The organism is Desulfogranum aggregans (assembly GCF_055398265.1).
In genome coordinates this window covers 2,353,398-2,376,566 of the sequence record NZ_AP042447.1, presented here as the reverse complement: position 1 = coordinate 2,376,566, position 23,169 = coordinate 2,353,398, and the positions used below count along the sequence as shown (strand labels likewise).

Sequence of the window (23,169 nt, the reverse complement as noted above, 5' to 3'; positions counted from 1 at the left end):
GCTTCCATCTGTTGCCGCCGCAGACAAGGGCCATCACCCCGGACAGGTTGCCGGGATGTCGGCTCACCCTGAGCGTGTATCCAGGTGCAGTCCTGTTTTTACGCAGCAAACAGAGAGCTGAATGCAGGTGCTGTACGGTTATGGATTCAGGCGTATATTTTAGGTCGTTAATGAGTGTTACTCAAGAGAATATAAGGAGAAAGTTGTGAGTAAAATTAAAAAGATAAGTGTATGGTGTGCGGTATCCCTGTGGGCAGTTGTTTTCACTGGAACAGGCAATGCAACGGCTGCAGAGGCAAAGATCGGTTTCATCAACATGCAGCAGGTGCTGGCAAGTTCCGAAGCTGGCAAAAATGCGCAGGCAGCGGTTGCCGAGAAAATGGAGGAGCTGCAGGCTGGCTTTAAAAAGGATCAGGACGCTTTGGTGGCCCTGCAGCAGGAAATTGAGAAAAAAAGCTCTGCCTGGAGCGATGAAATGAAGCAGGAAAAAGGGATCGAGTTCCAGAAGATGCGCCGGGACCTGGCAGTGAAGCAGGAAGACGCGCAACTGGAACTCAAACAACTGCGTGGAGAAAAGGTTGAACCCATCCTCCAGGAGCTGAAGAATGTGGTAAAGGACGTGGCCAAGGAGCAAGGGTACACCCTGGTACTTCCACACAACGTAATTCTTTATGCCGAGGACAGCGCAGATATCACCGCAAGCGTGACCAAGGCACTGAACAAAGCCATGAAGTAGACAACGGACAACCAGGGAGATGTCATCACACGCCTTACGTGACCTGGTCAGGGGGGTTTCCGGTGCGCGGGTATTGGTTATAGGCGATATTATCGTCGACCACTTCATCTGGGGATCGGTGACCCGCATTTCGCCTGAAGCCCCGGTGCCGGTAGTCAATGTCAAGAGGGAAGAACTGCTGCTCGGCGGCAGCGCCAACGTCTTGAGAAATATTATTTCCTTGGGAGGCAAGGGGACCATCTGCGGACTTATCGGTACCGATTCCATGGGGGACCAGATCCGGGAATTGGTTGTTGAGCTGGGTGCTGCAACCGATGGAATTGTATGCGGGAAGCGGCCAACGACGGTGAAAACCAGAGTCGTTGCCCAAGGCCAGCAGGTAGTCCGCTTTGACCGTGAACATACTGGTGAGCCTTCCAAGGCGACACTGAATCAGCTGCTTGCCTATCTGGAACAACATGTGGGGAGCTTTGATGCGATCATGGTGTCAGATTATGCCAAGGGCGTGGTCAATGAACAGCTGATGATTCGTTTGCGCCGCATCATAGAGGGTGTTGAAAAGCAGCATGGAAAAAAGCTTCCTCTGATCGTCGACCCCAAACCTTCCAATATGCACTGTTTTGTCGGGGCTACCGTGATTACTCCCAACCATCATGAGGCGGGACTGATGAGCGGTATCGATATTCATGATGAGCATACCCTCTTGGCGGCAGCACACCATATCCTGGAAGATATAGGGTGCGAAGCAGTATTGATTACCCGTGGAGAGGCAGGTATGGCGTTGCTGCAACAGGGGCAGCCTCTGGTCACCATCCCTACCATGGCCAAAGAAGTGTATGATGTTACCGGCGCTGGAGATACCGTTGCCGCTACCCTTGCTCTTGGATTGGCCTCCGGCTGTTCCATGGAAGAGGCGGCTGTGCTGGCCAACTACGCAGCAGGAATTGTGGTGGGCAAGGTAGGGACAGCCTGCGTCACTGCCACTGAATTGGAAAGCAGTCTGCCGCAAAATAGCCGGGTTTCTTGATAGACCGTTTAAGCGTCACCTTTGCGATAACGATAAATTGTGGTGAGTGGACAAGGAGAAAAGATGGGGCTGCGCAGCATGACTGGATTTGGCCGGGGGGAAGCCTCGGCCGATGTGCGAACATGGACGGTGGAGGTCAGGACGGTTAATCATCGTTTTCTCGACCAACGGGTCGTCATTCCACGCCCTTTTAGCGGTTTTGAAGAGGCCGTGAAAAAACAGGTCGCAAAGCATCTGGAGCGCGGGAGAGTGGATGTTGTCCTTGCGGTGCAGGGACAGTCAGCGGCCACTCCCCAGTTAATTGTTGATCAGGCCGCGGCCGGTCAGTACCATCGCTGCCTCAAGCAACTGGTTGAGGACTATCAGCTTGATGGTACGATAACTGTTGCCGATATGTTGACCATGCGCGATATCATTACCCAGGAGGAGTTACCCCCTGATGTGGATGAGGAATGGGAGCTCGTTGCTGCAGCACTCAACCAGGCGCTAAGCGAATGCAATCGCATGCGTGAGCAGGAGGGGATGGCGTTACACAAGGAGCTGCTGCAGCGCTTGGATGATTTTCATAACATTGTCGGTACAATAGCGAACAATGCGCCGGTGCTTTTAGCTCAGCGACACCAAGATCTCAAACAAAAACTGCAGACGCTGCTTGAAGGCGTGCAGATAGATGAGAGCCGCCTGGCACAGGAGGCTACAATCCTTGCCGATAAGTGCGATATCACCGAAGAGCTGGTGCGGCTGAGCAGTCATGTGGAGCAGTTTAAGGCCTTCCTTGGAAGTGATGAGCCGGTTGGCAGGCGTCTTGATTTTCTGTTGCAGGAGTTTCTCCGCGAGGTGAATACTCTGGCCTCAAAAATTGCCAACGCCGATATTGCTCACCTGGGGGTGGAGATGAAAAATGAGATCGAAAAATTACGGGAACAGGTACAGAATCTTGAGTAGGTCCTGTCGGATTTTGCCTCTTCTCCTCTCCCTGGCCGGTCATTGAGTTAAATATGGAAAGTATGCGATTAGTGAACATTGGCTTCGGCAATGCATTGAAAGTCAGCCGTATTGTCGCGGTGGTCAATCCCGGTTCTTCGCCAATTCGTAAATTAAAGGAAGATGCCCGGGTGGAGAAGAAACTTATCGACGTCACCGAGGGGCGCCGGACCAGAGCAATTATCATTCTGGATTCCGGGCACCTGGTGTTGTCCTCGGTCCAACCCGACACCATTAATCAGCGACTTGCAGCATTGGATGTTGAGCAACGGACCCCTTTTTCCCTGCTTGATCGTCAGCAGCAGGAGGGCAGAGATGAGTGAGGGCATGCTGCTTGTTGTGTCCGCTCCCTCCGGTTGCGGGAAGACGACCATGTTGAGGCGGGTCATGGGTGAGCTGCCTAATCTGGCTTTTTCCATTTCACACACTACCCGGTCACCACGCGGCCAGGAACAGGATGGGCACCATTATTATTTTGTGACCCCGCAGCGTTTTCTGGATATGCGGAACCGGAAGCCATCCGCTTTTATTGAATGGGCCGAGGTACATGGTAACTACTACGGGACCAGCAGAAACGAAGTAGAACGACTGCAGCAGCTTGGCCAGGATGTCCTGTTGGATATTGATGTTCAGGGGGCTGAGCAGGTCATGGAAAAGGCTTCCCCTGTGAGCGTGTTTGTTGCACCGCCTTCTATGGCCGAGCTGGAGAGGAGACTGCGTGGAAGGGGGACAGAGGATGACGACACCATCGCACTCAGGCTGCGCAACGCTACAACAGAAATGAAGGCTGCTTCCCGGTATGACTACCTGATTGTCAATGATGTGCTTGACGAGGCCGTTGCCAGCCTGAAGAGTATTATCATCGCAGAGCGTTGCCGGTATCGAGCCGATCGTCTGCACAATGTGCTGAATACGGTACGGTGACGGCGCAAATGAAAGGCGGCATTCAGGACCGTTCGGCAACCAACCACCGGCTGAACCCGGAATCAGATTTTATTTGGGGAATTAACGCGGTGCTCGAAGCCTTGACCTCTCGGCCGGGTACGGTAGCCGAGGTCAGTGTGCAGAAAGGCAAGGCAGGGGCCCGGATTCAGCAACTGGTGGATATGGCCAGGGAACACAGGGTTAAACTACGGTTTGTTGACCCGCAGCGCCTTGGAGTTCCAAAAAAATGTGCACACCAGGGGGTGGTTGCACGCCTTGCCGCAACAGAGCTTGTGCCCCTGGAAGACTTTCTCTCCATGCTGCAGCAGCAACAGGAACATGCGCCCTGCAGTGTCCTTGTGCTCGACTCCCTTCAGGATCCGCATAATCTTGGTTCCATCCTGCGCTCTGCCCTTGCTGCCGGCTTTCACCATGTGCTGCTTACCCGCGAACGGAGTGCTCCCCTGGGGGGAACGGCTGCAAAAATTTCAGCAGGCGCCGTGGCACACCTGCAGATCTGCCAGGTCTCTAATCTTACAGATGCGTTGCAAAAGTTGAAAGCTGCAGGGTTCTGGGTTTTTGGCGCGGTTGCCGGGCAACAGGACGCGGTTTCCCTTTACGAGGCTGATTTTTCCGGTCCCCTTTGTCTGGTCATCGGCAGTGAAAGCAAGGGGATACGACCGCTGGTACAGAAGCAGTGTGATCAGTTGGTAACCATCCCCATGGATGGAAATTTTAACTCGCTCAATGCCTCGGTCGCTGCAGCGGTGATCATGTTTGAAATGCGGCGTCAGGAGCGGGCGCGGCTATAATCAAGAAAACCGCCGGGAGCTGTGCTGTTTTTTGGGAAGCTGGACGAGGGGTATCATAGCGGGCAACCGGCTGCGTGCAAGGATTGCATGATGCTTCCGGTTGCCTGCTTCATGTGCAGGAGGGATCGGTTGGCAGATTACCCTTTCCCTTTGTCGATCTGGGCCTTGAGCAGGTCGCCTAAGGTTCCCATAGACTGGGGTGGAGAGGCAATTTTTCGGGTAACCGCTTCCCGATCCTGGTCATCTGACTTTTCGTAGTCATCCGGTACCAGGGATATGCGTTTCTTTTCCTCGTCCACGCCATCAATTTTAACGGTCACTTCCTGACCGGCCTCAAACAACTCCCTGGGATGGTTGATTTTTCTACCACTTCCCATTTTCGAGATATGGAGTAACCCGTCCACTCCCGGTTCAAGGGTGATAAAGGCGCCAAAGGCCGCCAGCCGGGCAACCCTCCCCATATGCGTGCTTCCCACCGGGTACCTTTCGTTTACCTGGCTCCATGGATCTGGCATTGTTTCGCGAAGGCTCAAGGAGATTTTATCGTTTTCCCAGTCAATCCGTTTGAGCACCACTTCAACCTGTTGGCCGATCTGGACAACATCTTCAACCCGGTCTGTTTGTCCCCAGGCGAGTTCGGAGACGGGAATCAGGCCGTCTACACCGCCGATATCGACAAATGCTCCAAAATCCCGTATGGACATGACCTTTCCAGAGACCTGCATCCCCTCGGCGAGGGTTTCCTGTAAATGTTCTCGTGCGGCCTGACGTTGTTCTTCAAGCAGGGCACGGGCGGAAAGGATGATATTTTTCCCTCTGTTGCCGAATTCAATGATTTTAAAGGAGAGGGTAGCTTCAAGGTAATCCTCAGGATTTTCGATCCGCCGTATGTCCATCTGCGAATAGGGGCAAAACCCGCGCTGTCCGGCAACCGAGACGCTGAACCCCCCTTTGATCTCTTCGAGTACTTTCCCCTCTACCGGTATGCCGGAGTGAAAGGCATCCTCCAGTTCCTGAGAAGAGGCATGGCCAGAGCCGATCCGGGTGGTAAAGGTCATCTCACCGCCTCGGCTGGAAAGGAGGAAGACCTCGATGGTATCACCGACCGCTACGGTGAGTTCTCCATTTTCATCTCTCATCTCAGCGGCATTGAGTACCCCTTCGCTTTTTTTGCCGACATCCAGAAAGATGTTCTCACCGCTGATGGCGGCAACCACAGCCTGCATTCGGTCGCCTGGTTTGAGAGCGGAACGGGAAACGGTTTTCGCCTGAAAAAGATCTGTAAATTTTTCGTCACTCATGGTGCTTTCCGTAGGTTGCCAGTTAATTGTGAAACATGGTCGTTCAAGGTTGTTGATAGTGGGGTGAAAAGGCTGTCAAAATTTATTGGGTCACCGACTACCACGTGGTCGGCAACCAGGGTCTCTGTATCAAGGAGAAGGAACCCTGGTGGTGTATCCTTGCCCAGCAGGTCGCCAGGATTGACCAGCAGGCAGTTATTAATCCACTGTATTTCGCAACGGTGATTGTGGCCACAGCAGACAACATCATATTGGCCGCTGGCAGCAAGACCTTTGGCGATGTCAGGGTAATGATGAAAAGCAAGGTGCACCCCGCCTAATTCCAAAGCACCGAACACTCCATGATGGTGTATTTTTCCAGAAGATGTTGTACATCTCGACGAGATCAGATGGTGGTCGCCGCCATTGTTCCCATAGATGAGATGGATTTCCCCGGTAAACAATGAGAGGTGTTGCAGCATGAAGGGAGAGATCAGGTCTCCACAATGAATGAGGGCCTGCGCACCCGATGTTTCAGCAAACTCTGCTGCCCGTCGGAGATGGATAATCTGGTCATGGCTGTCGGAAAGGATGGCTAAAAGCATGAACGGGGGCAACAATAGCCGATGGGCACGTAGGATTTGATCACGGAGGAAGAGAGCAGTATCAAGTATGAAAAAACGTATCCATCTTTACCCTGCTTGTGCAGGTTGAGCAACCCCTTTCTTAAGAGAAAGCCAACTGAGAGCGTGGTCTGTGCATCCTCTCGTTTCCTGTGCTGTCGCAACTATTGGCGAATGATTTCCGTTTCCGGAGGAATGTCCATGTGCAGAATATTTTCCAGTTGCTGGTCGTCGGTGGTGTCGACGGTGTTAAGCTGTATGTTGGTCAGGACAATGGTGGTTACTGAACCGAAGTGGTCCTCCATTGCGAGCTGTTCAATGAGGTAGTCCGCTGAGTACCAGATGCGCAGGCGCTGGAGTTGCGAGTGCGGTTTTTGCGGAATAAGCTCCAATGGCTGCCGAGCTGATGAGAGGGGGGCGGTTGAACCTGCCGGTTGTTGATCGACGATGTGGAAGGTGTCGGTGAGATCAACCTTTCCTGCAAACAGGGCAAGAGTTATGTCTGATTCCAATTGCTCGGTTGAGGTGATGATAAGCTGGTTGTCATTTTTCGTATATACCGACAGTTCCTTGCCTGTGTTGAGAATGATTTGTTCTGCAGGCTCACTGTAGTTCCAGCGCATGATGGTGCTGCTGGTCTGGGGGGCTTGTTCCTGGTGTTCCGGCAGCCTGACAAAAACGGCTTCTCCTGTTCCTTTCCTTACTCGACCACTGGTGGCCGTCTGTTGCTGAAAGGTGAAGCGGATGCTTGACAGGTGTTGATAGGTATCCTGGATACGGAGCGCCTCCTCTGTCAAGGCGGAAGCTGCTGCGGGGCGCAGCGAAACCTGGGCCAGCAGGATGAGAACCAGAGCGCAGCGACTGAGCAGGGACGGGACGTTATACATGGACTTTTTCCAGATGGACGGGACGGTTGAAAATAGCCTGGGCCAATGATTGGGTGGGGACGGGCAGATCGGAAACAAAAAACCGATTGTCGGCAGGCGTCGCCTGCAATTCCTGCTGCAGCGCAGGATTCTGCTCCAGAAAATGTTGGAGGAAGAGGGCTGTTTCAGTGGAGGAATCGACCAGATGAACCCGTTTACCGATGCGAGGGATAATTATTTCTTTGAGTAGGGGGTAGTGTGTACAGCCCAGAATAAGGGTGTCGACCTGATGAGAGCGAAGAGGGTGCAGGTATTTTTTAACGATCATTTTGGTTTCTCTTCGTGTAAGCCACCCCTCTTCTACCAGTGGAACGAGCAACGGGCATGCTGCGGCATTGACGGTACACCCTGGGCGACGAGCATGTATTTTTGTTTGGTATACGCCTGATTTGATAGTCGCATGGGTGCCGATGACTCCGATGTTGCCGCCCGGACTCACTTCAACGGCTTTGGCAACCGCAGGTTCAATCACATCAATAATGGGGCAGGAAAAATGTTGGCGCAAGGCGTTTCCTGCAATACTGGCCGCCGAATTACAGGCAATGACGATCAGTTGTGCGCCTTGGGAAAGCAGAAATTCGGTGTTGCGGATGGCATAGGTAATAAGGGCTTCGGTACTTTTAGAGCCATAAGGGGTGTGTATAAGGTCTCCGAAATAAAGCAGGGGGTATTCCGGACAGAGCTGCTCAATGGCGCGGGTTACTGTCATTCCGCCGAGGCCGGAGTCAAAAATGCCGATCATGTGCTGTGGGGAAAAAGTGGATAGGCCCCTCCTTCCGCCATAGACGAAGGAGGGGGAGCGGTTACGTGGATTACTTGGTCTTTCTCTTGGTGCGTTCTTCTATGGCCTTGCGCAGGTTGGGAGGGAGTCCACGTTCTTTCCCTGATTTGGAGCGCCTTTCTGAAAGGGACTTAGCACAAAGCGGTTGTCGAGCGGAAAATCCATATTTTTTCCTGTACTCTCTTGGGGTGAGTCCGTGTGATTTAAGATGTTTTGGAGAGAGCATCTTAAATTCCTGGCCGCACTCAAGACAGACTACTTTATTTTTCTGGATGGATTTTTTAGGCTCCATTACCGGGCCGCTTTCCTCTGCAATGGAATCAGTGGCGGAGGATTCCACTTCTTGCAGCGATTTAAGCGTGTTGAAGGTATCTTGAAGAGCGTCCTTTATTTCATCGGTGGACATTTCTTTGCTGCTGATTTGTGACTGAATAATTTCAGCAGTCATCTCAACCAGTGATTTACTCATGAGGTACTCCTTGATTCTTATGATGTGGTAAATATATTCTGTGGCGAATAACTGTATAGTGTTAGGGGCAACGATAGAACATGTAGGACAACAAAGCAAATTTTTTTCGCAGGCATCACCATATTCTATACTTTTTTTGAAGAATTCTTTATTTGGTTTGGAAAAATCGGGGCGCCTCTATCGGTCGGTGGAGTATCTCTCCCTCTTCACATGCTCACGGGGCGGTAGATGGTGATCCGTATGTGGTGGGTGGAAGATGTAAAACCGAGGGGGAGGTTGACAGGGGGCAGGGGAATCATTACTATTGGACCCGTCAAATAATCCATGAATGGGGAATACTATATTATCTTTACCATTTTTACCACAGAGGTAGTACGATGCCTGTTTACGAGTATGATTGTCCACAATGCAAGAAGATTTTAGAGGTACAACAGCGAATGACTGATGATCCCCTTTCTGTCTGTCCTGAATGTGGCGGTCCTGTCAAAAAGTTGATTTCCATGAGTTCTTTCCAGCTCAAGGGCGGTGGTTGGTATGCCGACGGCTATAGCGGAGGGAGCGGCGGTAACGGAAAAAATGGCTCCTCCAAGCCTTCCCCTTCAGCCTCCTCCACGCCGCCCCCCTGCCAGACTGGAGAGTCCTGCAAAAGCTGTCCCGCTGCTTCAGCCAGTTCCTGATTTGCCTACACACGCTCCGACCAGCCATGCCCGGGATCATTGATCACGGGCAAGTTGAAAGGATAATGCCATGAAAAAAATAACGTCGTTGCCGCTCGTGTTGCTGGTGTTTCTCACCGGCTGCTCATCTGCTTACTACTCCACTATGGAGCAGTTCGGGGTGCACAAACGAGATATTATGGTAGATCGTGTTGGTGAAGCACGGGATGCCCAGGAGCAGGCCAAGCAGCAGTTTGAGTCGGCCTATGAGCAGTTTGCCAGTGTGGTGAATGTCGATGGCGGGGACCTTGAGGAACAGTATGATGTTCTCAAAGCCGCCTATGACGAAAGTAAAGACAAGGCCGACGCTGTCCATAGCCGTATTGCCGATGTTGAATCGGTGGCCGAGGCGTTGTTTGATGAATGGGAGCAGGAACTGGGATTGTATTCCAGTGATGCGCTGCGACGCGATAGCCAACAAAAGCTGGAGCAGACCCGGACCCAGTATAAGCGATTGCTCCAGGCGATGAAGCGGGCGGAAGAAAAAATTCAACCTGTCCTGACCGTCTTTCATGACCAGGTGCTCTACTTGAAACACAACCTCAACGCCCGGGCTATCGCAGCACTTCAGGGAGAGTTGCTCAGTCTGGAAAAGGATGTAGCCCGTCTGGTTCGCGAGATGGAGGCTTCCATTCGTGAAGCCGATCAATTTATCCTCAAACTGAGAATGGGGTAGCTCCTTCCCTGACGGTTAAGGGGATATTGTTTTGCTCGCCGGTTGGAGAACCGTTTTTCGCACCAGTGCTCCACGCTCTGTCTCGCTCACCTGGTTATGATTGCCATTGCATCTCCATAGGAAAAGAACCGATATCCCCTGCAAACTGCCTCCTCATAGGCCTGAAGGATGCGTTTTCTACCTGCAAGTGCTGAAACCAGAAACAGGAGAGAAGATTTCGGCAGATGGAAATTGGTGATCAGGTTATCCACCGTGCGAAAACGGTAGCCGGGATAGATAAACAGATCGCACACTCCGTTGATGGGGTGAACCTGGCCCTCCTTGTCCGTTGCATGTTCAATGGTTCGTACTGATGTCGTCCCCACCGCCCATATCCTTGCTCCTCGTTTTTTCGCCGCATTGACGGCTGTTGCCGTGGCTGCGGAGACTGTCACGTACTCCCTGTGGATGGTATGGTGGCGAATGTCTTCTGCGCGCACAGGCGCAAAGGTTCCGAAGCCGACGTGCAGCGTGATGTGTTCCAGGAGTATCCCCCTGGTTCGAATGGCGTCTATCAGTGAAGAGCTGAAATGCAGACCGGCCGTAGGCGCGGCGACAGAGCCTGTATGGCAGGCATACGTTGTCTGGTATCGGGATGCATCCTCTCGAGTAGATCCCTGCTCGCGATGGATATAGGGCGGCAAAGGGACCTGGCCATTGGCATTGAGGACTGATTCAAGATCTTTCCCTGTTGCTGGACGGTAGCGGAGTCGGACGAGGGCCGTACCGTCCTCCTGGTAGCTCTCAACGGTTGCCTCGAGAGTGGGGCTGAAGAGCAGGGTACTGCCAGGACGGGGCCGTTTGGAACTTTTGAGCAGCGCCGGGGCTGTTGCCTCCTGCCAGTTTTGCCCAGGTGATTGGTGTGGACAGGGCTGTGGCAACTCAAGGAGAAAAAGCTCCACCCGCCCACCGGTGGTTTTCTTTCCCAGGATTCGTGCAGGAAATACCCTGGTATTATTGGCAATAATCAGGTCACCCGGGAGGAGATAGTCGAGTATGTCGGTGAACTTCCGGTGGAGGATGTCAGGGGTTGTCGGGTCCAGCACCAGCAGGCGACTCTGGTCGCGTTGTTCGGCCGGCTGCTGGGCGATACGCTCCAGAGGAAGATGATAATCGTAATCTTCCAACCGATAGGATAGGTCGTGCATAAAATGATCAGAGAAAAGGGTAAAGATTGGTGGAATACAGCTGCAGCTGCCTTGCAAGGCAGGGTAGCCTACTATACATTGCCAAAAAAGTCTTGTGCCGTCTGTCGTTCAGAGAGCCCCTTATGTACCTGATTACTGCTGCAACCGAACTGGAGATGAAGGCCTGTTGTCAATATCTGAACGGTACCCGTGGTATCCGCACCCTCATTACCGGCGTCGGTCCTGTGGAAACGGCAATCAGGCTGACCCGGTACCTGAGTTCCTGTGATGACACTGTCCGTCTGGTTATAAATGTGGGAATTGCCGGGGCCTATGTCACTCCCCGGAACAGTGCCCGTATACTCGATCTGTGCCTTGCCGAGAAGGAGTATCTGGGCGATTTCGGCATCTGCTACGATGATCGGGTTGAGCCTTTTGACGCTGTTGGTGCAGACACCAGGCGAGAATTCCTCCTGGACCGTCGGGTGCTCAAACAGGCATGTTGCACTCTTGAACAGCATCAGTGGCCATATCGCACCGGGACCTTTGTAACCGTAAATGGTGTGAGTGCAACGGCGCGCAGGGGGCAGATGCTGGCAGACCGCTACCATGGATTGTGCGAGAATATGGAAGGGGCGGCAGCGGCGCGGGTGTGTGAAGAGTTTTCCCTGCCCATGCTGGAGATGCGGTGCGTCTCCAACCTGGTGGAAGAGAGGAACCGGAAGAACTGGAAAATACGGGAAGCGGCAACTCTCTGCGGCAAGGCCGCCGCAGCTGTCGTCCAAGGAGGCTTTGATGAGCAGTAACCGACCATTGACCATTGGGTACTCTCCATGCCCCAATGATACCTTTATTTTTTACGGGCTGGTACACGGGCAGGTACCGTGTTCTGCTTTTCGTCTGGCCCCTCCTGTTCTGGATGACGTGGAAACGTTGAACCGTTGGGCCATGGAGGGACGGCTTGATATAACAAAGCTTTCTTTTCATGCTCTGGGCCATCTGCTTGACCGCTATGTGTTGTTGCGTTCCGGTGCTGCTTTGGGGAGGGGGTGCGGTCCGCTGTTGATTACCGGTAAGCTTCCCAAGGGGCCTGCACTCAAGGACTGGAAAATAGCCATTCCCGGTGAATTCACCACCGCTGCCATGCTCCTGCAGTTGTATGCTCCAGAGAGCTCGCAGTTCGAGGTGATGCGATTTGAGCAGATTATTCCCGCCGTGATTGCGGGCAAGGTTGACGCAGGGGTGATTATTCACGAGAGCAGGTTTACCTACCAGGAGCATGGCCTGGAGTGCGTGCAGGATCTGGGTGCATGGTGGGAAGAAACTACAGGCCTGCCGATTCCGTTGGGGTGCATTGCCGCGCGAAAGAGCTTGTCGCCTGGAGTGATCACTGAGCTGGATGAGGCTATCCGCGCCAGCCTGCGCTATGCGATGGAAAACCCGTCGGAGTGCAGCGCATATATTCAAAAGCACGCCCAGGAGCTGGCCGATGAAGTGGTGCAGAGCCACATCGGTCTCTACGTTAATCCTTTTTCCCTGGAACTGGGAGATGAAGGTGTCGCCGCGGTTGAAGCACTACTGCACCGTGGCGTTGAGGCGGGTCTGTTTGCGCATCCGGAAAAAGGTGAATGGAAGCTCTTCCGTTAAAGGACGAACAGTCTCGGCGTGGACTGGCGCACCTGCCGGTTATCGGTCTCTGCGGCGGCTCGGCAGCGGATCGAACGGCATGGACAGCGGCTCTTGAGCAGGAACTGGGGCAGCAGCAGGTGGATGCCCGCGTCTATTCCTTGAATGAACCGTGCAACGTCGCCTTGGAGGAGACCATTTGCGACCTCTGTCAGCGGTATGCAGCGGTTGTGGTGAAGAGTCCGAAAAGACTTCCCTTTGCGCACCTGTGGGTGGAAAAATACAGGGTGCTGCCGCATGGCCTGCCTTGGACGCAGCCATGCGGAATGGCCGATGTTCACATTCTGGGAGAGCAGGTCGCCGGCTGGCTGGATGATCAGTGGGCCCGGCCACCGGTGTGGGGGTGCGTACTCGTCGGCGGCAAAAGCCGCAGAATGGGAAGGGCCAAGCATCTGATTCGCCGCAACGGTGCAACCTGGGTGGAGCGCGCAGTAGAGGTGCTGAGTTCCAAGGTTGCTCAGGTTGTCATCTCCGGGGAAGGGGTCCTGCCGTCCTCCCTGAGCCATTTGCAGCGGGTGAAGGATGCGGAAGGGCTGGCCGGTCCATTGGCCGGCATTCTGGCATTGCTTCGGTGGCGTTCGGATGTGGCGTGGCTCGTCGTTGCCTGCGATCTGCCGTTGATGAACGAGGCTGCTCTGCAGTGGCTGCTTGATCAGCGAGGGATCGGCAGGCGGGCAATCCTTCCCGATCTCGAAGGCCGAGGCAGGGTTGAGCCGTTACTGGCGTATTATGATTTTCGCTGTCGGGGCGCGGTGGAGAGCATTGCCGCCCAGGGATCATTGCGGATTAATCGACTGCGGGATGCCGAGGGGATATTCACTCCCCAGCCGCCGGTTGCGCTTCGGCAATGCTGGTGTAATGTGAATACCCCCAGGGAATTGGCGCCCCACAGGTAACAGGAAGGATCCTGCCACCTGTGATAGCGGGATGAACGGGTGGTGGAGGAGAGTTTAAAAGAACAGCGTTTTTTCCTCTTCGTGCACTATCTCCCCCTTGCCGCCACTGATATAGTACCAGAGTTTTGCTTCCACGATCACCTCGTCGATATCTGTATCAAAATGAACCAGATACTGTTCGCGCTGGGTCTGGAGCGGCGGAAGGGTCAGGTCGATTATTTCTTTTATCTGCCAGGCCCCGTAGCGCATGTCCCTGTCTGGGTCCAGGCCGATTTCAAACCAGTTTTTTTCCTTGTAAAACAGTTGGTTGCCTTCAACGTCTTTTGCGGTCACTTCCAGGACCACTTTTCCCGACCACAGTCAGCCGTCCGGGATACGGTGGCCGGCCTTGTTTTCAATAAAGGCGGTAATAACGGCACTCGGTACCCATTCAGTGGGATCTTTCACCTCTTTGATTTGACCGGGGAGGTGTTGGTATTGAGCAATTTCCAGGTTGAATCCCAGCCCCTGTTTGACCGTTTCCAGGTCATGGCCGCCGGGAAAGAGGTGGCCTTTGCTGAGGTGGCATTCCTGGCAGGTTTTACTGCCGCCAGCCGCCAGGTAGCCGTGGCGATAGCTTCCTGAAAGAGTATTGCACTGGATGGTTTCCCCATCTGGAGCATTGTAGACTCCGTGGCACTGCATGCAGAAAGCGGAAGTTGTTATATCCACCAGCTCAACGGAGGTATGGAAGTCGTCGCCATCTTCTCCGTGGGGGCCGTATATAACGTCTTTTTTCGGTTTTCCTCGCAGGCCGGGGGCGACACCGGTTGCCTTGATGTTATGACAGGCGTAACATCCGACGTTGAGTTTGGCCAGTTCCTGAGAAGCTTTCGCGCCTTCGGCAGAGCCTTTTTTTTCAAAGGCCGTGACAATAAGGTTGCCGATTTCAACAGCCAGTTCCTCCGAGGCATAGTTGACGGCCGGTGCGTGGCAATCCAGGCACTTGAGGACTTCGGCTTTGGTCAGCGGGGTTTTCCATTCCTTTTTCAGACCGACAGCAATAAAGTTGCGCATGCCTTTAAGGGATGAATTGATCGCCTTGGCATGCCATGAAGCCTGCCATTCGCTGTAGATTTCTTCGTGGCATTCGGCGCATTTTTTATCATCAAACATCGCAACGAGCTCGTCAATGGTTTCTGCTTCCCTGGCTCCGACCATGGCAGCTCCGAAAAGCAGAAGAAAAAGCGTGAGCACGCCTACCTTCCTGGCAACGGTTACCTTCATGACTCCTCCTCCTTTTTGTGGCTCTGGTATCCAGCGCATCGCGGTGCTCCGGTACAGGTGTTGCCCATAGGCGCCACAATCGACCGACCGAGGCGAGTATGGAACGCGAGGCGCGTGGATGCTTGACGGGATAGCTCCTCTTTTGGTGGCTCACCTCCTTGCAGTACGTGGAAATCCAGTATCAAACGTCTATCAGTATTCTTATCCTTCACTGTGGTGAAAGTAAAGTTTATTTGTTGTTGGCCCCAGATGGTATTATCTTGAAAATATAGGATGTTATTCCGGCACAGGTCGACCGTGCGGCAACCCAGCATGGTGCTGTCACCTGCAGGTGCCGTTTCTTTCTGTATTACCAATTACACGCAGGCTGCCCATGACCGATTTGGAAACCTACTCCCGCACCTTCGGCTATGATCCCCATTTTAAGATCTTCCACGAGCTGATGAGGTATAAGGTTCGAGAAATACTGCTCGTTTCCAGTCCGTATGATGCCTATATTATGGAGGAAGATGGGAGCCTGGCCTCCCGGATTATACACGAGTACTTTGGGCTCAACCTGAGCCAGCCGCCGCGGATTACCCGGGTGCCAACCGGTGAAGAGGCGCTGGCGCTTCTGGCGGAGAAGGAGTTTGATCTGGTTGTCACCATGCCCCACCTGGGAGGCATGGATGGGTGCACACTGAGTGCCGAGGTAAAGCAAAAGCGGCGCAAAGTGCCCGTCGTTCTGCTTTCCCATACCAACCGTGACGTTATGTTCGGTCCGGAAGGAGAAATGTTTTCCTGTATTGACAACAGCTTTGTGTGGACGTTTGATTCCGATATCCTGCTGGCCATTGTCAAAAACGTGGAAGACCAACAGAATGTCGATTTTGATACGGAAAAAGCCATGGTCAGGGTTATCATTCTGGTGGAGGATTCCCCAGTCTACCGCTCACGCCTGCTTCCATTGCTCTATGGTGAACTGGTCAAGCAGACCCAGTCGGTTCTTGGAGAAGGAATCAATGAACAGCACCGGCTGCTCAAGATGCGGGCCCGGCCAAAAATCCTCACTGCTGCCAGTTACGAGGAGGCCCTTGATCTGTTTTATCGATATAAGCCGTATGTTTTTTCAGTGATGTCCGATGCGCGTTTCCCCCGCCAGGGAAGGCTGGAAGATGATTCCGGCTATCTGCTCCTGCAGGAAATGCGATCAGAAAAAAAGGACTTGCCGTTATTGATGCTCAGTACAGATCAGCGCAATCAGGAACTGGCTGAGGAAATTCCAGCGGTTTTTGTGGATAAAAATGCTTCTAATATTGACCAGCAGATTCATGATTTTTTTCTTCGCTACCTTGGTTTTGGAGATTTTGTTTTTCGTTTGCCTGATTTAACCCAGGTGGGCCGTGTCTCCACCCTGTATGAATTTGAAAAAGAGCTGCCTACGATTCCGCTGGAGTCCATTCGCTACCATGCAAACCACAACCATTTTTTTAACTGGGTTATGGCGAGGGCGGAGGTGGCCCTGGCGGCGCGCCTGCACAAGCACCACTTTGTGCAGATAACAGATGACCGGGAGCTGCGGGATGATATTCTCTCAAAGGTGCATGCTTTGCGAAAGTTGAGGCAAAAGGGCGTGGTGACGCAATTCAACAGGGCTCGCTTTGATCCAAAGATTTCCGACTTCGTTCGTATCGGCAGCGGCTCGATGGGGGGCAAGGCTCGCGGGATAGCTTATATGTCTTCTGTCCTGCATCAGGCGGGTAAAGGCAACCCGGTTCTTGCAGCCCATGGGATCAAGATTCCGCAGACCTGTGCTATCGCCAATTCCGGTTTTGATGACTTTATACATGCCAATCGTCTGCAGCCTGTGGCCGATGAGCCGGATGATGCCATTGCCGCACGTTTTCTTCAGGCCGATTTGCCGGATTGGCTGGTGGAGGACCTGCGAGTCTACCTGCAGGAGGTGAATTTTCCTGTGTCGGTTCGTTCTTCAAGTATGCTGGAGGACGCACAATTCCGCCCTTATGCAGGCTTGTACAAGACCTACATGCTGCCCAATACCCATGCTTCATTCGAGGTCCGTTTTTCCCAGCTTGTTGATGCGGTCAAGCTGGTATATGCCTCCACCTGGTTTGAGGCGCCGCGGGCTTTTTCTCGCTCCATAGGGCAGACCCAGGAAGATTCCATGGGCGTTATCATTCAGCAGGTGGTGGGTCGTCGGTATGGAGATTTTTATTACCCGGCAATCTCCGGGGTTGCGCAATCCTATAATTATTATCCGGTCGGTAAGATGGAGGCCAAAGAAGGTATTGCCCATATTGCCGTCGGGTTTGGAAAGACCGTGGTCGAGGGGGAAAGCAGCCTGCGTTTTTCTCCAAAATATCCGGAGTACCTGCCCCAGTTCTCCACAGTAGCTGACATCTTGAAAAACAGTCAGCGTCGGTTTTATGCGTTGGACTGCAGCCGGGACAGTGACCTCCACACCCTCAACAGCAACCTTATTCATCGCGAGCTGAGTGAAGCGGCTGCCGAACATCCGGTGCGGTTGTTGTGTTCAACCTATTTGAGCCAGGAGGATCGCATCAGGGATACGGATCTCCCGGGGTACAAGGTGCTGACTTTTGCACCGATCCTAAAATATGATATCTATCCTCTGCCGCAGCTGCTGCTGGAGCTTATCCGCCTGGCACGCGAGGGCATGGGGTGTGAAGTGGAAGTGGAATTTGCCGTGGATCTGCATCCGGATCCATTGAAAAGTGAGCTGTATTTCCTTCAGGTGCGTCCTGTGGTAACAGGAATGGAGAAGAAGCTTTCCGGCATACAGCCGCGCGAGCGGAGCAGGGCGATCATCGCCTCCGGCCGATCCCTGGGGCACGGCCTTTACCATGCGATCAGTGATGCCATTTATGTAAAGGCAGCGTGTTTTGAACGGGCGGCAACGAGAAAGATTGCTGAAGAGATAGGACGTATCAATGCCAAGCTGCACCGGGAGGGCAGGCCTTTTCTCCTGGTGGGGCCAGGCAGATGGGGAACGGCAGACCCGTGGCTCGGTATTCCTGTGCAATGGAATGATATTTCCGGGGTGGCGGCGATTATCGAAATCCAGGACAGCAGTATCAATGCTGAACCTTCCCAGGGGTCGCATTTCTTTCAAAATATTACTTCCCTGGATATTCCCTACCTGATGATCAACCAAGAACAGGGTGAGGTTGAGGAAAGTGAACCGGAAAAACGAGAATTTATCGATTGGGAATTGCTGCATGCGCAGGAATTGATTACAGATGGGGCCTATACGTGCCATGTACGTTTTCGCACACCGTTTACCCTGAAAGTCGATGGCATTACATCCGAAGCCGTAGGATTTTTTGAGGAGTAAGGAGCAGAGAGAGAATATGGAGCAGGTAATAGCACGGATTATCCAGCGGGATCCCGAGCAGAAAGAATTTCATCAGGCCGTGCAGGAGGTGCTGGAGACGGTCCGTCCCGTACTTGACAGAAACCCGGAGTTTCGCAAGCAGGCAGTGCTGGAACGAGTCGTCGAACCGGAACGGGTTATAATGTTCCGCGTTCCCTGGATGGATGATCAGGGGCAGGTGCATGTCAATCGAGGTTTTCGGGTGGAGATGAACTCAGCCATCGGCCCATACAAGGGGGGGCTGCGTTTTCATCCTTCGGTGACCTTGTCCATTATCAAGTTTCTCGCCTTTGAGCAGGTCTTTAAAAACAGCCTGACCACGCTGCAAATGGGTGGCGGCAAGGGTGGGTCTGATTTTGACCCCAAGGGACGCTCCGATGCCGAGGTCATGCGGTTCTGTCAGGCCTTCATGGCAGAACTCTACCGTCATATCGGTCCTGATACCGATGTCCCTGCCGGTGATATCGGGGTCGGCGCCCGGGAAATCGGGTATCTTTTTGGGATGTACAAGAAGTTGCGCAATGAGTTCAGCGGGGTGCTGACCGGAAAGAGTCTCGCCTGGGGGGGCAGCCTGATCCGGCCGGAGGCGACTGGCTACGGTGTGGTTTATTTTGCCGCGGAAATGCTCGAGCACCGGGGTGAAACCCTGCACGGCAAAACCTGTCTCGTCTCCGGATCGGGGAACGTGGCGCAATTTACTGCGGAAAAGGTCCTTGACCTTGGCGGACAGGTGCTCACCCTGTCGGATTCGTCCGGCTACATTTTTGATGAGGAGGGGATTAACAGGGAGAAGCTGGAGCATGTTAAAGAGATAAAAAATATCAGGCGCGGGCGGATTCGCGAATACTGCGAAAAGTACCCTCAGGCAATTTACGTGGAGGCAGATCCCGGCCTGGACTATAATCCGCTCTGGACGCATGCCGCCGACTGTGCCATGCCGTGCGCCACCCAGAACGAGATCAATGCCAAAGATGCCCAGACCATGGTCAATAACGGTGTCGGCCTGGTCAGTGAAGGGGCAAACATGCCGAGTTCACCCAGTGCGGTTGATATTTTTGTTGACAACAACATCCTTTATGGGCCGGGAAAAGCAGCGAATGCCGGCGGAGTAGCCGTGTCCGGGTTGGAGATGGCGCAAAATTCCATGCGGTTAAAGTGGCCCAGGGAGGAGGTGGAGTCCCGTCTAAAACAGATAATGCACTGTATTCATACCACCTGCGTGCAGGCCTCGGAAGAGTATGGTATGCCGGGAAATTATGTTGCCGGGGCGAATATCGCCGGATTTGTCAATGTGGTCAATGCGATGCTTGACCAGGGACTGGTCTGACAGAGGCTGCGCTGGCTGTGGTTGAGAGGGAGAACACCCCGTTTACTCCTGCAGCAGGGGTGGGCCTCGCCATCGATACCTCCTTTGTCGACATTGCGGCCCGTTGCCCTTACGGGCTTGAGCAGATAGCGGTCTATCACCAGGCGATTTTCGGCTGGATGGATGAGGTGATGATGGGGCGCTTTTTGTCGCTGGGTTATAGGCGCAACGGCAATACCCTGTACAACATGCGCTGTCCGCAGTGTTCGCTGTGCGTGCCGATCCGTATCCGACCCGAGCGATTCCAACCCGATAGAAATCAGCGGCGCGTGTTGAAAAAAAACAGGGACGTAACTGCAGGCGTCGCCCCCTTGACCATGTCTCGCGAGAACCTCAACCTGCTGGAAAAGTTTCTTGTCACCCGCTATCCGGACAGCAATAATCACGCTGAGGGGTATTACACCGGGTTCTTTATTACTAGCATCACCCGCTGTTTTGAAATACGTTACCGGGTCGATGATCAGCTCGTCGGTGTGGCAGTCGTTGATGCCGCTGCCGGCTGGCTCAATGCCGTGTACTATTATTTTGATCCGGAATTGGCAGACAGAAGCCTTGGAACCTATAACATTCTCTATCTGGTCAATTTTTGCAGGTACCAGAAGATACCTTACCTCTATCTTGGCTACTGGATTAAAGATCTCAAAGGGATGGATTATAAAAAGCGCTTCAGGCCGCATGAGTTGCTGATCGATGGGGCGTGGATCGAAATGACATAATTATTGCGCCACGTGAACCAAGCAAAGAGAGGTATTTGTTCTAAAGCATTGAAGAGTGCGATGGAGCCTATGCTGGTCCCCTGCAGTTTTTTTGTTACTATACACGGGCTGGTAACTCCCCAGTATCGTTATCCTCCGAACCGTAGCTGTTCTCTGGTGCTCCGGATTTGGTCAAGCGTTATTCCTCGCAGGTAAGCGACCACCGGGAGATTCTGTGGGGTGCCCGTGAGCAGTTACCTATTTTTATCATGTATCTGTAATGATCTTTCCTATCGCTTCGATAGTGGAAGCAGGTACGGAGCTCACCGGATAGCGTAGCCGAAATTCCATTACTATAGGTATTGATCAATCTGACCGGCCTTATTTTGATGCACCGTGTTGATGTGTTGCCAGGTCGTGAGATGTGCGTCGTCAGGTTTATGTGTTTTTGAGGCGTTGAATTATTTCCAAGATGGGGCAGGAGAAGGAATGGTAGCTTTTTTACAGGGATTTCTAAGGTTTATCACGCTGCTTGTCCGGCAGCGTTACCTTATTTTTTCCATGGCCAAGCGGGAGATTGCCGAACAATATGTCGGTTCACTGCTTGGGTTTATCTGGACCTTTATCAAGCCGTTAGTGATGATATCGGTGTTTTGGTTCGTGTTCAGCGTCGGTTTTAAATCCAAGCCGATGGGAGATGTGCCTTTTGTTGTCTGGCTTACCTCCGGAATGGCGCCATGGTTCTTTTTTGCAGAAACCCTCATGGCGTCAACCGGTGCGGTTGTCGGTAATGCACCACTTGTGAAAAAAACGTTGTTTCCATCGCAAATTCTACCGGTGGTGAAACTGTTGTCTGGCCTGATCACCCATGGAGTATTTCTGATTATCCTCTTTGGTCTGTTGCTCCTGCAGCATATTGGGATCGGATTTTACGTTGTCCAGTTTATGTACTATCTGTTTTGCTTGTCTGTTTTAACTCTTGGTTTTTCCTGGATTTTCGCATCCCTGAATGTGTTTTTACGTGATGTCGGACAGATTGTGGCCCTGGTACTGCAGGTTGGTTTTTGGGCAACACCAATATTTTGGGATATTTCCATGATGTCGCCGCGTGTACAGCAATGGTTGAAAATAAATCCTGTCTATTACGTTGTTCAGGGCTACAGAGAATCATTTATCAATTTTATCCCTTTTTGGCACCATCCCAAATATACACTTTATTACTGGCTGTTTACCGGGGTAGTCTTTGTGCTGGGAGCATATGTTTTCAGAAAACTCAAACCGCAGTTTGCCGATGTGCTCTAACCAATGCGGAAGGGATTTGTTACACCGATGAAATCTGACGCAGTTGCCGTACGGATCCGGAATCTGACTAAAGAGTATCGTCTCTATAACAAGCCGATTCAACGTGTGGTGGAGACCTTTCTGCCTAGCGAACGAACGTATCATCAAGCTTTTCGGGCCCTTGATAACGTTTCTCTTGAAATTCATAAGGGGGAAACGGTTGGCATTGTTGGCAGAAACGGAAGCGGAAAGTCTACCCTTTTGCAGATTATTTGTGGAATTGTCAAACCGACTGTCGGTGCTGTGGATGTGCAAGGGCGTATCTCGGCATTGCTGGAGCTGGGAGCAGGGTTCAATCCTGAGTTTACAGGTCGCCAGAATGTACACTTGAACGGGTCCATACTGGGGTTAACCCAGGTTGAAATTGAGGAGCGGTTAGACGACATTCTCTCCTTTGCAGATATTGGAGAGTTCATAGATCAACCTGTCAAATCCTATTCGAGCGGCATGTTTGTCAGGTTGGCTTTTTCCGTGGCAATAAGTGTTGAACCGGAAATATTAGTCGTTGATGAAGCCCTCTCGGTCGGTGATGAGGCTTTCCAGCGAAAATGTTTTGCTAAGATCAACAGCATTCAGGAACGCGGCGGCACTATTTTATTTGTCAGCCACTCAACCACATCTATTGTTGAGCTTTGTTCACGAGCATTCATGCTGGATAAGGGTGAGTTGCTTATTGCTGGAGAACCGAAGCAGGTGGTTTCAAGATATCAAAAAATGATATATGCGCCTGAAGAAACGGTTGGTGAATTGAAACAGCAAATGCGGATGATGGATAATCGCTTTGACCTACAACTGGAGGAGGTCGAAACGATCGAGAACAACCAGGGTGAGAAAAAAAGGCATCGAGAGGGGGCAGGCAAGCACACCCAAGAAACATCAGAATATTACGACCCGCACCTGGTGCCGGCAAGCATAGTAGAGTACGAGCGGAAAGGTGCCGCGATCTTCAACCCGAGACTGGAAGATGAAGACGGAACGTTGGTCAATATTTTGAAAAATGGGAAGACGTACTACTATGCGTACCAGGTGAAATTTGACAGGAGTATCACTAAGGTAAAGTTTGGTATGCTGATCAAGACCATAAAGGGTGTGGAGATCTGCGGTTGCTCAGCTGACTCCTCGGTAAGGGAGTGCGAAGCCATGCAGAAAGGCCAGGTGGTTTTGGTGAGATTTCCTTTTCAATGCCTTTTTTATCCAGATGTGTACTTTTTAAATGCAGGTGTTTTGGGTGTTGAAGATGAGGGAGAGTTTTATATGGATCGCCGGATTGATGTAGCTATGTTTCGGGTTATAGGTGATGATGTACAACATTGTACAGCATTAACCACTCTTGTTGGCTTTCCTGATATTACCACTGAGCACCATTGAAGAACGACGTGTCCTTTACTCAGCCCAGAGACAACGA

The 23,169-nt window shown here is 52.5% G+C and carries 23 protein-coding genes; 16 read left to right on the top strand and 7 right to left on the bottom strand.

Annotation, left to right across the window (positions count from 1 at the left end; genetic code table 11):
• Positions 1–205: 205 nt before the first annotated feature.
• The 6 genes from ACZ52Z_RS10545 (at position 206) to rlmB (ending at position 4,483) form a co-directional block, all read left to right on the top strand.
• Entirely contained in the window at positions 206–736 is a 531-nt protein-coding gene (locus tag ACZ52Z_RS10545) for an OmpH/Skp family outer membrane protein (protein WP_464270701.1), read from the top strand.
• Between the two features lie 19 nt (positions 737–755).
• On the top strand, positions 756–1,763 hold the full coding sequence (gene rfaE1, locus ACZ52Z_RS10540; RefSeq protein ID WP_464270700.1) for a D-glycero-beta-D-manno-heptose-7-phosphate kinase: 1,008 nt from the start codon (positions 756–758) through the stop codon (positions 1,761–1,763).
• Positions 1,764–1,826: 63 nt separating this feature from the next.
• Positions 1,827–2,708, top strand: a complete 882-nt coding sequence (locus ACZ52Z_RS10535; RefSeq protein ID WP_464270699.1) for a YicC/YloC family endoribonuclease — start codon at positions 1,827–1,829, stop codon at positions 2,706–2,708.
• Positions 2,709–2,761: 53 nt separating this feature from the next.
• Complete coding sequence (locus ACZ52Z_RS10530) at positions 2,762–3,070, top strand: DUF370 domain-containing protein (protein WP_464270698.1); 309 nt, start codon at positions 2,762–2,764, stop codon at positions 3,068–3,070.
• Complete coding sequence (gene gmk / locus ACZ52Z_RS10525; RefSeq protein WP_464270697.1) at positions 3,063–3,671, top strand: guanylate kinase; 609 nt, start codon at positions 3,063–3,065, stop codon at positions 3,669–3,671. Before ACZ52Z_RS10530 ends, gmk begins: the two co-directional genes overlap by 8 nt.
• A gap of 8 nt (positions 3,672–3,679) precedes the next feature.
• Positions 3,680–4,483 (top strand): 23S rRNA (guanosine(2251)-2'-O)-methyltransferase RlmB, encoded by an 804-nt coding sequence (gene rlmB / locus ACZ52Z_RS10520; RefSeq protein WP_464270696.1) that lies wholly within the window; start codon positions 3,680–3,682, stop codon positions 4,481–4,483.
• Between the two features lie 137 nt (positions 4,484–4,620).
• On the opposite strand, the gene rpsA is transcribed toward rlmB, so the two are convergent.
• The 5 genes from rpsA to ACZ52Z_RS10495 form a co-directional block, all read right to left on the bottom strand.
• On the bottom strand, positions 4,621–5,784 hold the full coding sequence (rpsA, locus tag ACZ52Z_RS10515; RefSeq protein ID WP_464270695.1) for a 30S ribosomal protein S1: 1,164 nt from the start codon (positions 5,782–5,784) through the stop codon (positions 4,621–4,623).
• Complete coding sequence (locus ACZ52Z_RS10510; RefSeq protein ID WP_464270694.1) at positions 5,781–6,368, bottom strand: YfcE family phosphodiesterase; 588 nt, start codon at positions 6,366–6,368, stop codon at positions 5,781–5,783. Before ACZ52Z_RS10510 ends, rpsA begins: the two co-directional genes overlap by 4 nt.
• Positions 6,369–6,550: 182 nt before the next feature.
• Positions 6,551–7,273, bottom strand: a complete 723-nt coding sequence (locus ACZ52Z_RS10505) for a LolA family protein (protein WP_464270693.1) — start codon at positions 7,271–7,273, stop codon at positions 6,551–6,553.
• Positions 7,266–8,054, bottom strand: coding sequence for a glutamate racemase (murI, locus tag ACZ52Z_RS10500; protein WP_464270692.1), 789 nt, complete (start codon positions 8,052–8,054; stop codon positions 7,266–7,268). Before murI ends, ACZ52Z_RS10505 begins: the two co-directional genes overlap by 8 nt.
• 70 nt (positions 8,055–8,124) lie before the next feature.
• A complete protein-coding gene (locus ACZ52Z_RS10495; protein ID WP_464270691.1) occupies positions 8,125–8,562 on the bottom strand; it encodes a Ros/MucR family transcriptional regulator in 438 nt (145 codons plus the stop codon).
• Between the two features lie 377 nt (positions 8,563–8,939).
• Here ACZ52Z_RS10495 and ACZ52Z_RS10490 point away from each other — a divergent pair, with 377 nt between their 5' ends.
• Complete coding sequence (locus ACZ52Z_RS10490) at positions 8,940–9,239, top strand: FmdB family zinc ribbon protein (RefSeq protein WP_464270690.1); 300 nt, start codon at positions 8,940–8,942, stop codon at positions 9,237–9,239.
• A 70-nt stretch (positions 9,240–9,309) separates the two neighbouring features.
• Entirely contained in the window at positions 9,310–9,954 is a 645-nt protein-coding gene (locus tag ACZ52Z_RS10485) for a DUF2959 domain-containing protein (RefSeq protein WP_464270689.1), read from the top strand.
• Between the two features lie 86 nt (positions 9,955–10,040).
• Here ACZ52Z_RS10485 and queA read toward each other — a convergent pair whose 3' ends face one another.
• Positions 10,041–11,141 carry a tRNA preQ1(34) S-adenosylmethionine ribosyltransferase-isomerase QueA gene (gene queA / locus ACZ52Z_RS10480; protein ID WP_464270688.1) on the bottom strand — a complete coding sequence of 367 codons (1,101 nt, stop codon included), beginning with the start codon at positions 11,139–11,141 and terminating at the stop codon, positions 10,041–10,043.
• Between the two features lie 122 nt (positions 11,142–11,263).
• Here queA and mqnB point away from each other — a divergent pair, with 122 nt between their 5' ends.
• Genes mqnB through mobA form a run of 3 tightly spaced genes read left to right on the top strand, consistent with a single transcriptional unit; the run spans position 11,264 to position 13,702 of the window.
• Positions 11,264–11,926, top strand: a complete 663-nt coding sequence (mqnB, locus tag ACZ52Z_RS10475) for a futalosine hydrolase (protein WP_464270687.1) — start codon at positions 11,264–11,266, stop codon at positions 11,924–11,926.
• Positions 11,916–12,767, top strand: coding sequence for a 1,4-dihydroxy-6-naphthoate synthase (locus ACZ52Z_RS10470; protein ID WP_464270686.1), 852 nt, complete (start codon positions 11,916–11,918; stop codon positions 12,765–12,767). The genes mqnB and ACZ52Z_RS10470 overlap by 11 nt, the downstream gene beginning before the upstream one ends.
• Positions 12,749–13,702 carry a molybdenum cofactor guanylyltransferase gene (gene mobA, locus ACZ52Z_RS10465; protein ID WP_464270685.1) on the top strand — a complete coding sequence of 318 codons (954 nt, stop codon included), beginning with the start codon at positions 12,749–12,751 and terminating at the stop codon, positions 13,700–13,702. The genes ACZ52Z_RS10470 and mobA overlap by 19 nt, the downstream gene beginning before the upstream one ends.
• 54 nt (positions 13,703–13,756) lie before the next feature.
• Here mobA and extKL read toward each other — a convergent pair whose 3' ends face one another.
• Positions 13,757–14,968: a multiheme c-type cytochrome (seleno)protein ExtKL gene (extKL, locus tag ACZ52Z_RS10460; protein ID WP_464270684.1), complete on the bottom strand. Its 1,212-nt coding sequence runs from the start codon at positions 14,966–14,968 to the stop codon at positions 13,757–13,759.
• A gap of 373 nt (positions 14,969–15,341) precedes the next feature.
• Here extKL and ACZ52Z_RS10455 point away from each other — a divergent pair, with 373 nt between their 5' ends.
• The 5 genes from ACZ52Z_RS10455 to ACZ52Z_RS10435 all read left to right on the top strand — a co-directional run bounded on the left by ACZ52Z_RS10455 (position 15,342) and on the right by ACZ52Z_RS10435 (position 23,132).
• Complete coding sequence (locus ACZ52Z_RS10455; protein ID WP_464270683.1) at positions 15,342–18,323, top strand: PEP/pyruvate-binding domain-containing protein; 2,982 nt, start codon at positions 15,342–15,344, stop codon at positions 18,321–18,323.
• 16 nt (positions 18,324–18,339) lie between these two features.
• Positions 18,340–19,689: an NADP-specific glutamate dehydrogenase gene (gene gdhA, locus ACZ52Z_RS10450; RefSeq protein WP_464270682.1), complete on the top strand. Its 1,350-nt coding sequence runs from the start codon at positions 18,340–18,342 to the stop codon at positions 19,687–19,689.
• Positions 19,690–19,706: 17 nt separating this feature from the next.
• Positions 19,707–20,444, top strand: coding sequence for an arginyltransferase (locus tag ACZ52Z_RS10445; protein WP_464270681.1), 738 nt, complete (start codon positions 19,707–19,709; stop codon positions 20,442–20,444).
• 468 nt (positions 20,445–20,912) lie between these two features.
• The gene (locus ACZ52Z_RS10440) at positions 20,913–21,725 is read left to right on the top strand and encodes an ABC transporter permease (RefSeq protein ID WP_464270680.1); all 813 of its coding nucleotides are present in this window, start codon (positions 20,913–20,915) and stop codon (positions 21,723–21,725) included.
• Between the two features lie 27 nt (positions 21,726–21,752).
• The gene (locus tag ACZ52Z_RS10435; RefSeq protein WP_464270679.1) at positions 21,753–23,132 is read left to right on the top strand and encodes an ABC transporter ATP-binding protein; all 1,380 of its coding nucleotides are present in this window, start codon (positions 21,753–21,755) and stop codon (positions 23,130–23,132) included.
• Positions 23,133–23,169 lie beyond the last annotated feature (37 nt).

Coding starts and splice junctions, on each gene's coding strand:
- ACZ52Z_RS10435 (WP_464270679.1), top strand. CDS start 21,753: ATGAAATCTGACGCAGTTGCCGTACGGATCCGGAATCTGACTAAAGAG.
- ACZ52Z_RS10470 (WP_464270686.1), top strand. CDS start 11,916: ATGAGCAGTAACCGACCATTGACCATTGGGTACTCTCCATGCCCCAAT.
- rfaE1 (WP_464270700.1), top strand. CDS start 756: ATGTCATCACACGCCTTACGTGACCTGGTCAGGGGGGTTTCCGGTGCG.
- ACZ52Z_RS10455 (WP_464270683.1), top strand. CDS start 15,342: ATGACCGATTTGGAAACCTACTCCCGCACCTTCGGCTATGATCCCCAT.
- ACZ52Z_RS10530 (WP_464270698.1), top strand. CDS start 2,762: ATGGAAAGTATGCGATTAGTGAACATTGGCTTCGGCAATGCATTGAAA.
- gdhA (WP_464270682.1), top strand. CDS start 18,340: ATGGAGCAGGTAATAGCACGGATTATCCAGCGGGATCCCGAGCAGAAA.
- mobA (WP_464270685.1), top strand. CDS start 12,749: ATGGAAGCTCTTCCGTTAAAGGACGAACAGTCTCGGCGTGGACTGGCG.
- ACZ52Z_RS10485 (WP_464270689.1), top strand. CDS start 9,310: ATGAAAAAAATAACGTCGTTGCCGCTCGTGTTGCTGGTGTTTCTCACC.
- mqnB (WP_464270687.1), top strand. CDS start 11,264: ATGTACCTGATTACTGCTGCAACCGAACTGGAGATGAAGGCCTGTTGT.
- ACZ52Z_RS10490 (WP_464270690.1), top strand. CDS start 8,940: ATGCCTGTTTACGAGTATGATTGTCCACAATGCAAGAAGATTTTAGAG.
- rpsA (WP_464270695.1), bottom strand. CDS start 5,784: ATGAGTGACGAAAAATTTACAGATCTTTTTCAGGCGAAAACCGTTTCC.
- rlmB (WP_464270696.1), top strand. CDS start 3,680: ATGAAAGGCGGCATTCAGGACCGTTCGGCAACCAACCACCGGCTGAAC.
- ACZ52Z_RS10510 (WP_464270694.1), bottom strand. CDS start 6,368: ATGCTTTTAGCCATCCTTTCCGACAGCCATGACCAGATTATCCATCTC.
- ACZ52Z_RS10495 (WP_464270691.1), bottom strand. CDS start 8,562: ATGAGTAAATCACTGGTTGAGATGACTGCTGAAATTATTCAGTCACAA.
- queA (WP_464270688.1), bottom strand. CDS start 11,141: ATGCACGACCTATCCTATCGGTTGGAAGATTACGATTATCATCTTCCT.
- ACZ52Z_RS10505 (WP_464270693.1), bottom strand. CDS start 7,273: ATGTATAACGTCCCGTCCCTGCTCAGTCGCTGCGCTCTGGTTCTCATC.
- ACZ52Z_RS10535 (WP_464270699.1), top strand. CDS start 1,827: ATGGGGCTGCGCAGCATGACTGGATTTGGCCGGGGGGAAGCCTCGGCC.
- murI (WP_464270692.1), bottom strand. CDS start 8,054: ATGATCGGCATTTTTGACTCCGGCCTCGGCGGAATGACAGTAACCCGC.
- gmk (WP_464270697.1), top strand. CDS start 3,063: ATGAGTGAGGGCATGCTGCTTGTTGTGTCCGCTCCCTCCGGTTGCGGG.
- ACZ52Z_RS10440 (WP_464270680.1), top strand. CDS start 20,913: ATGGTAGCTTTTTTACAGGGATTTCTAAGGTTTATCACGCTGCTTGTC.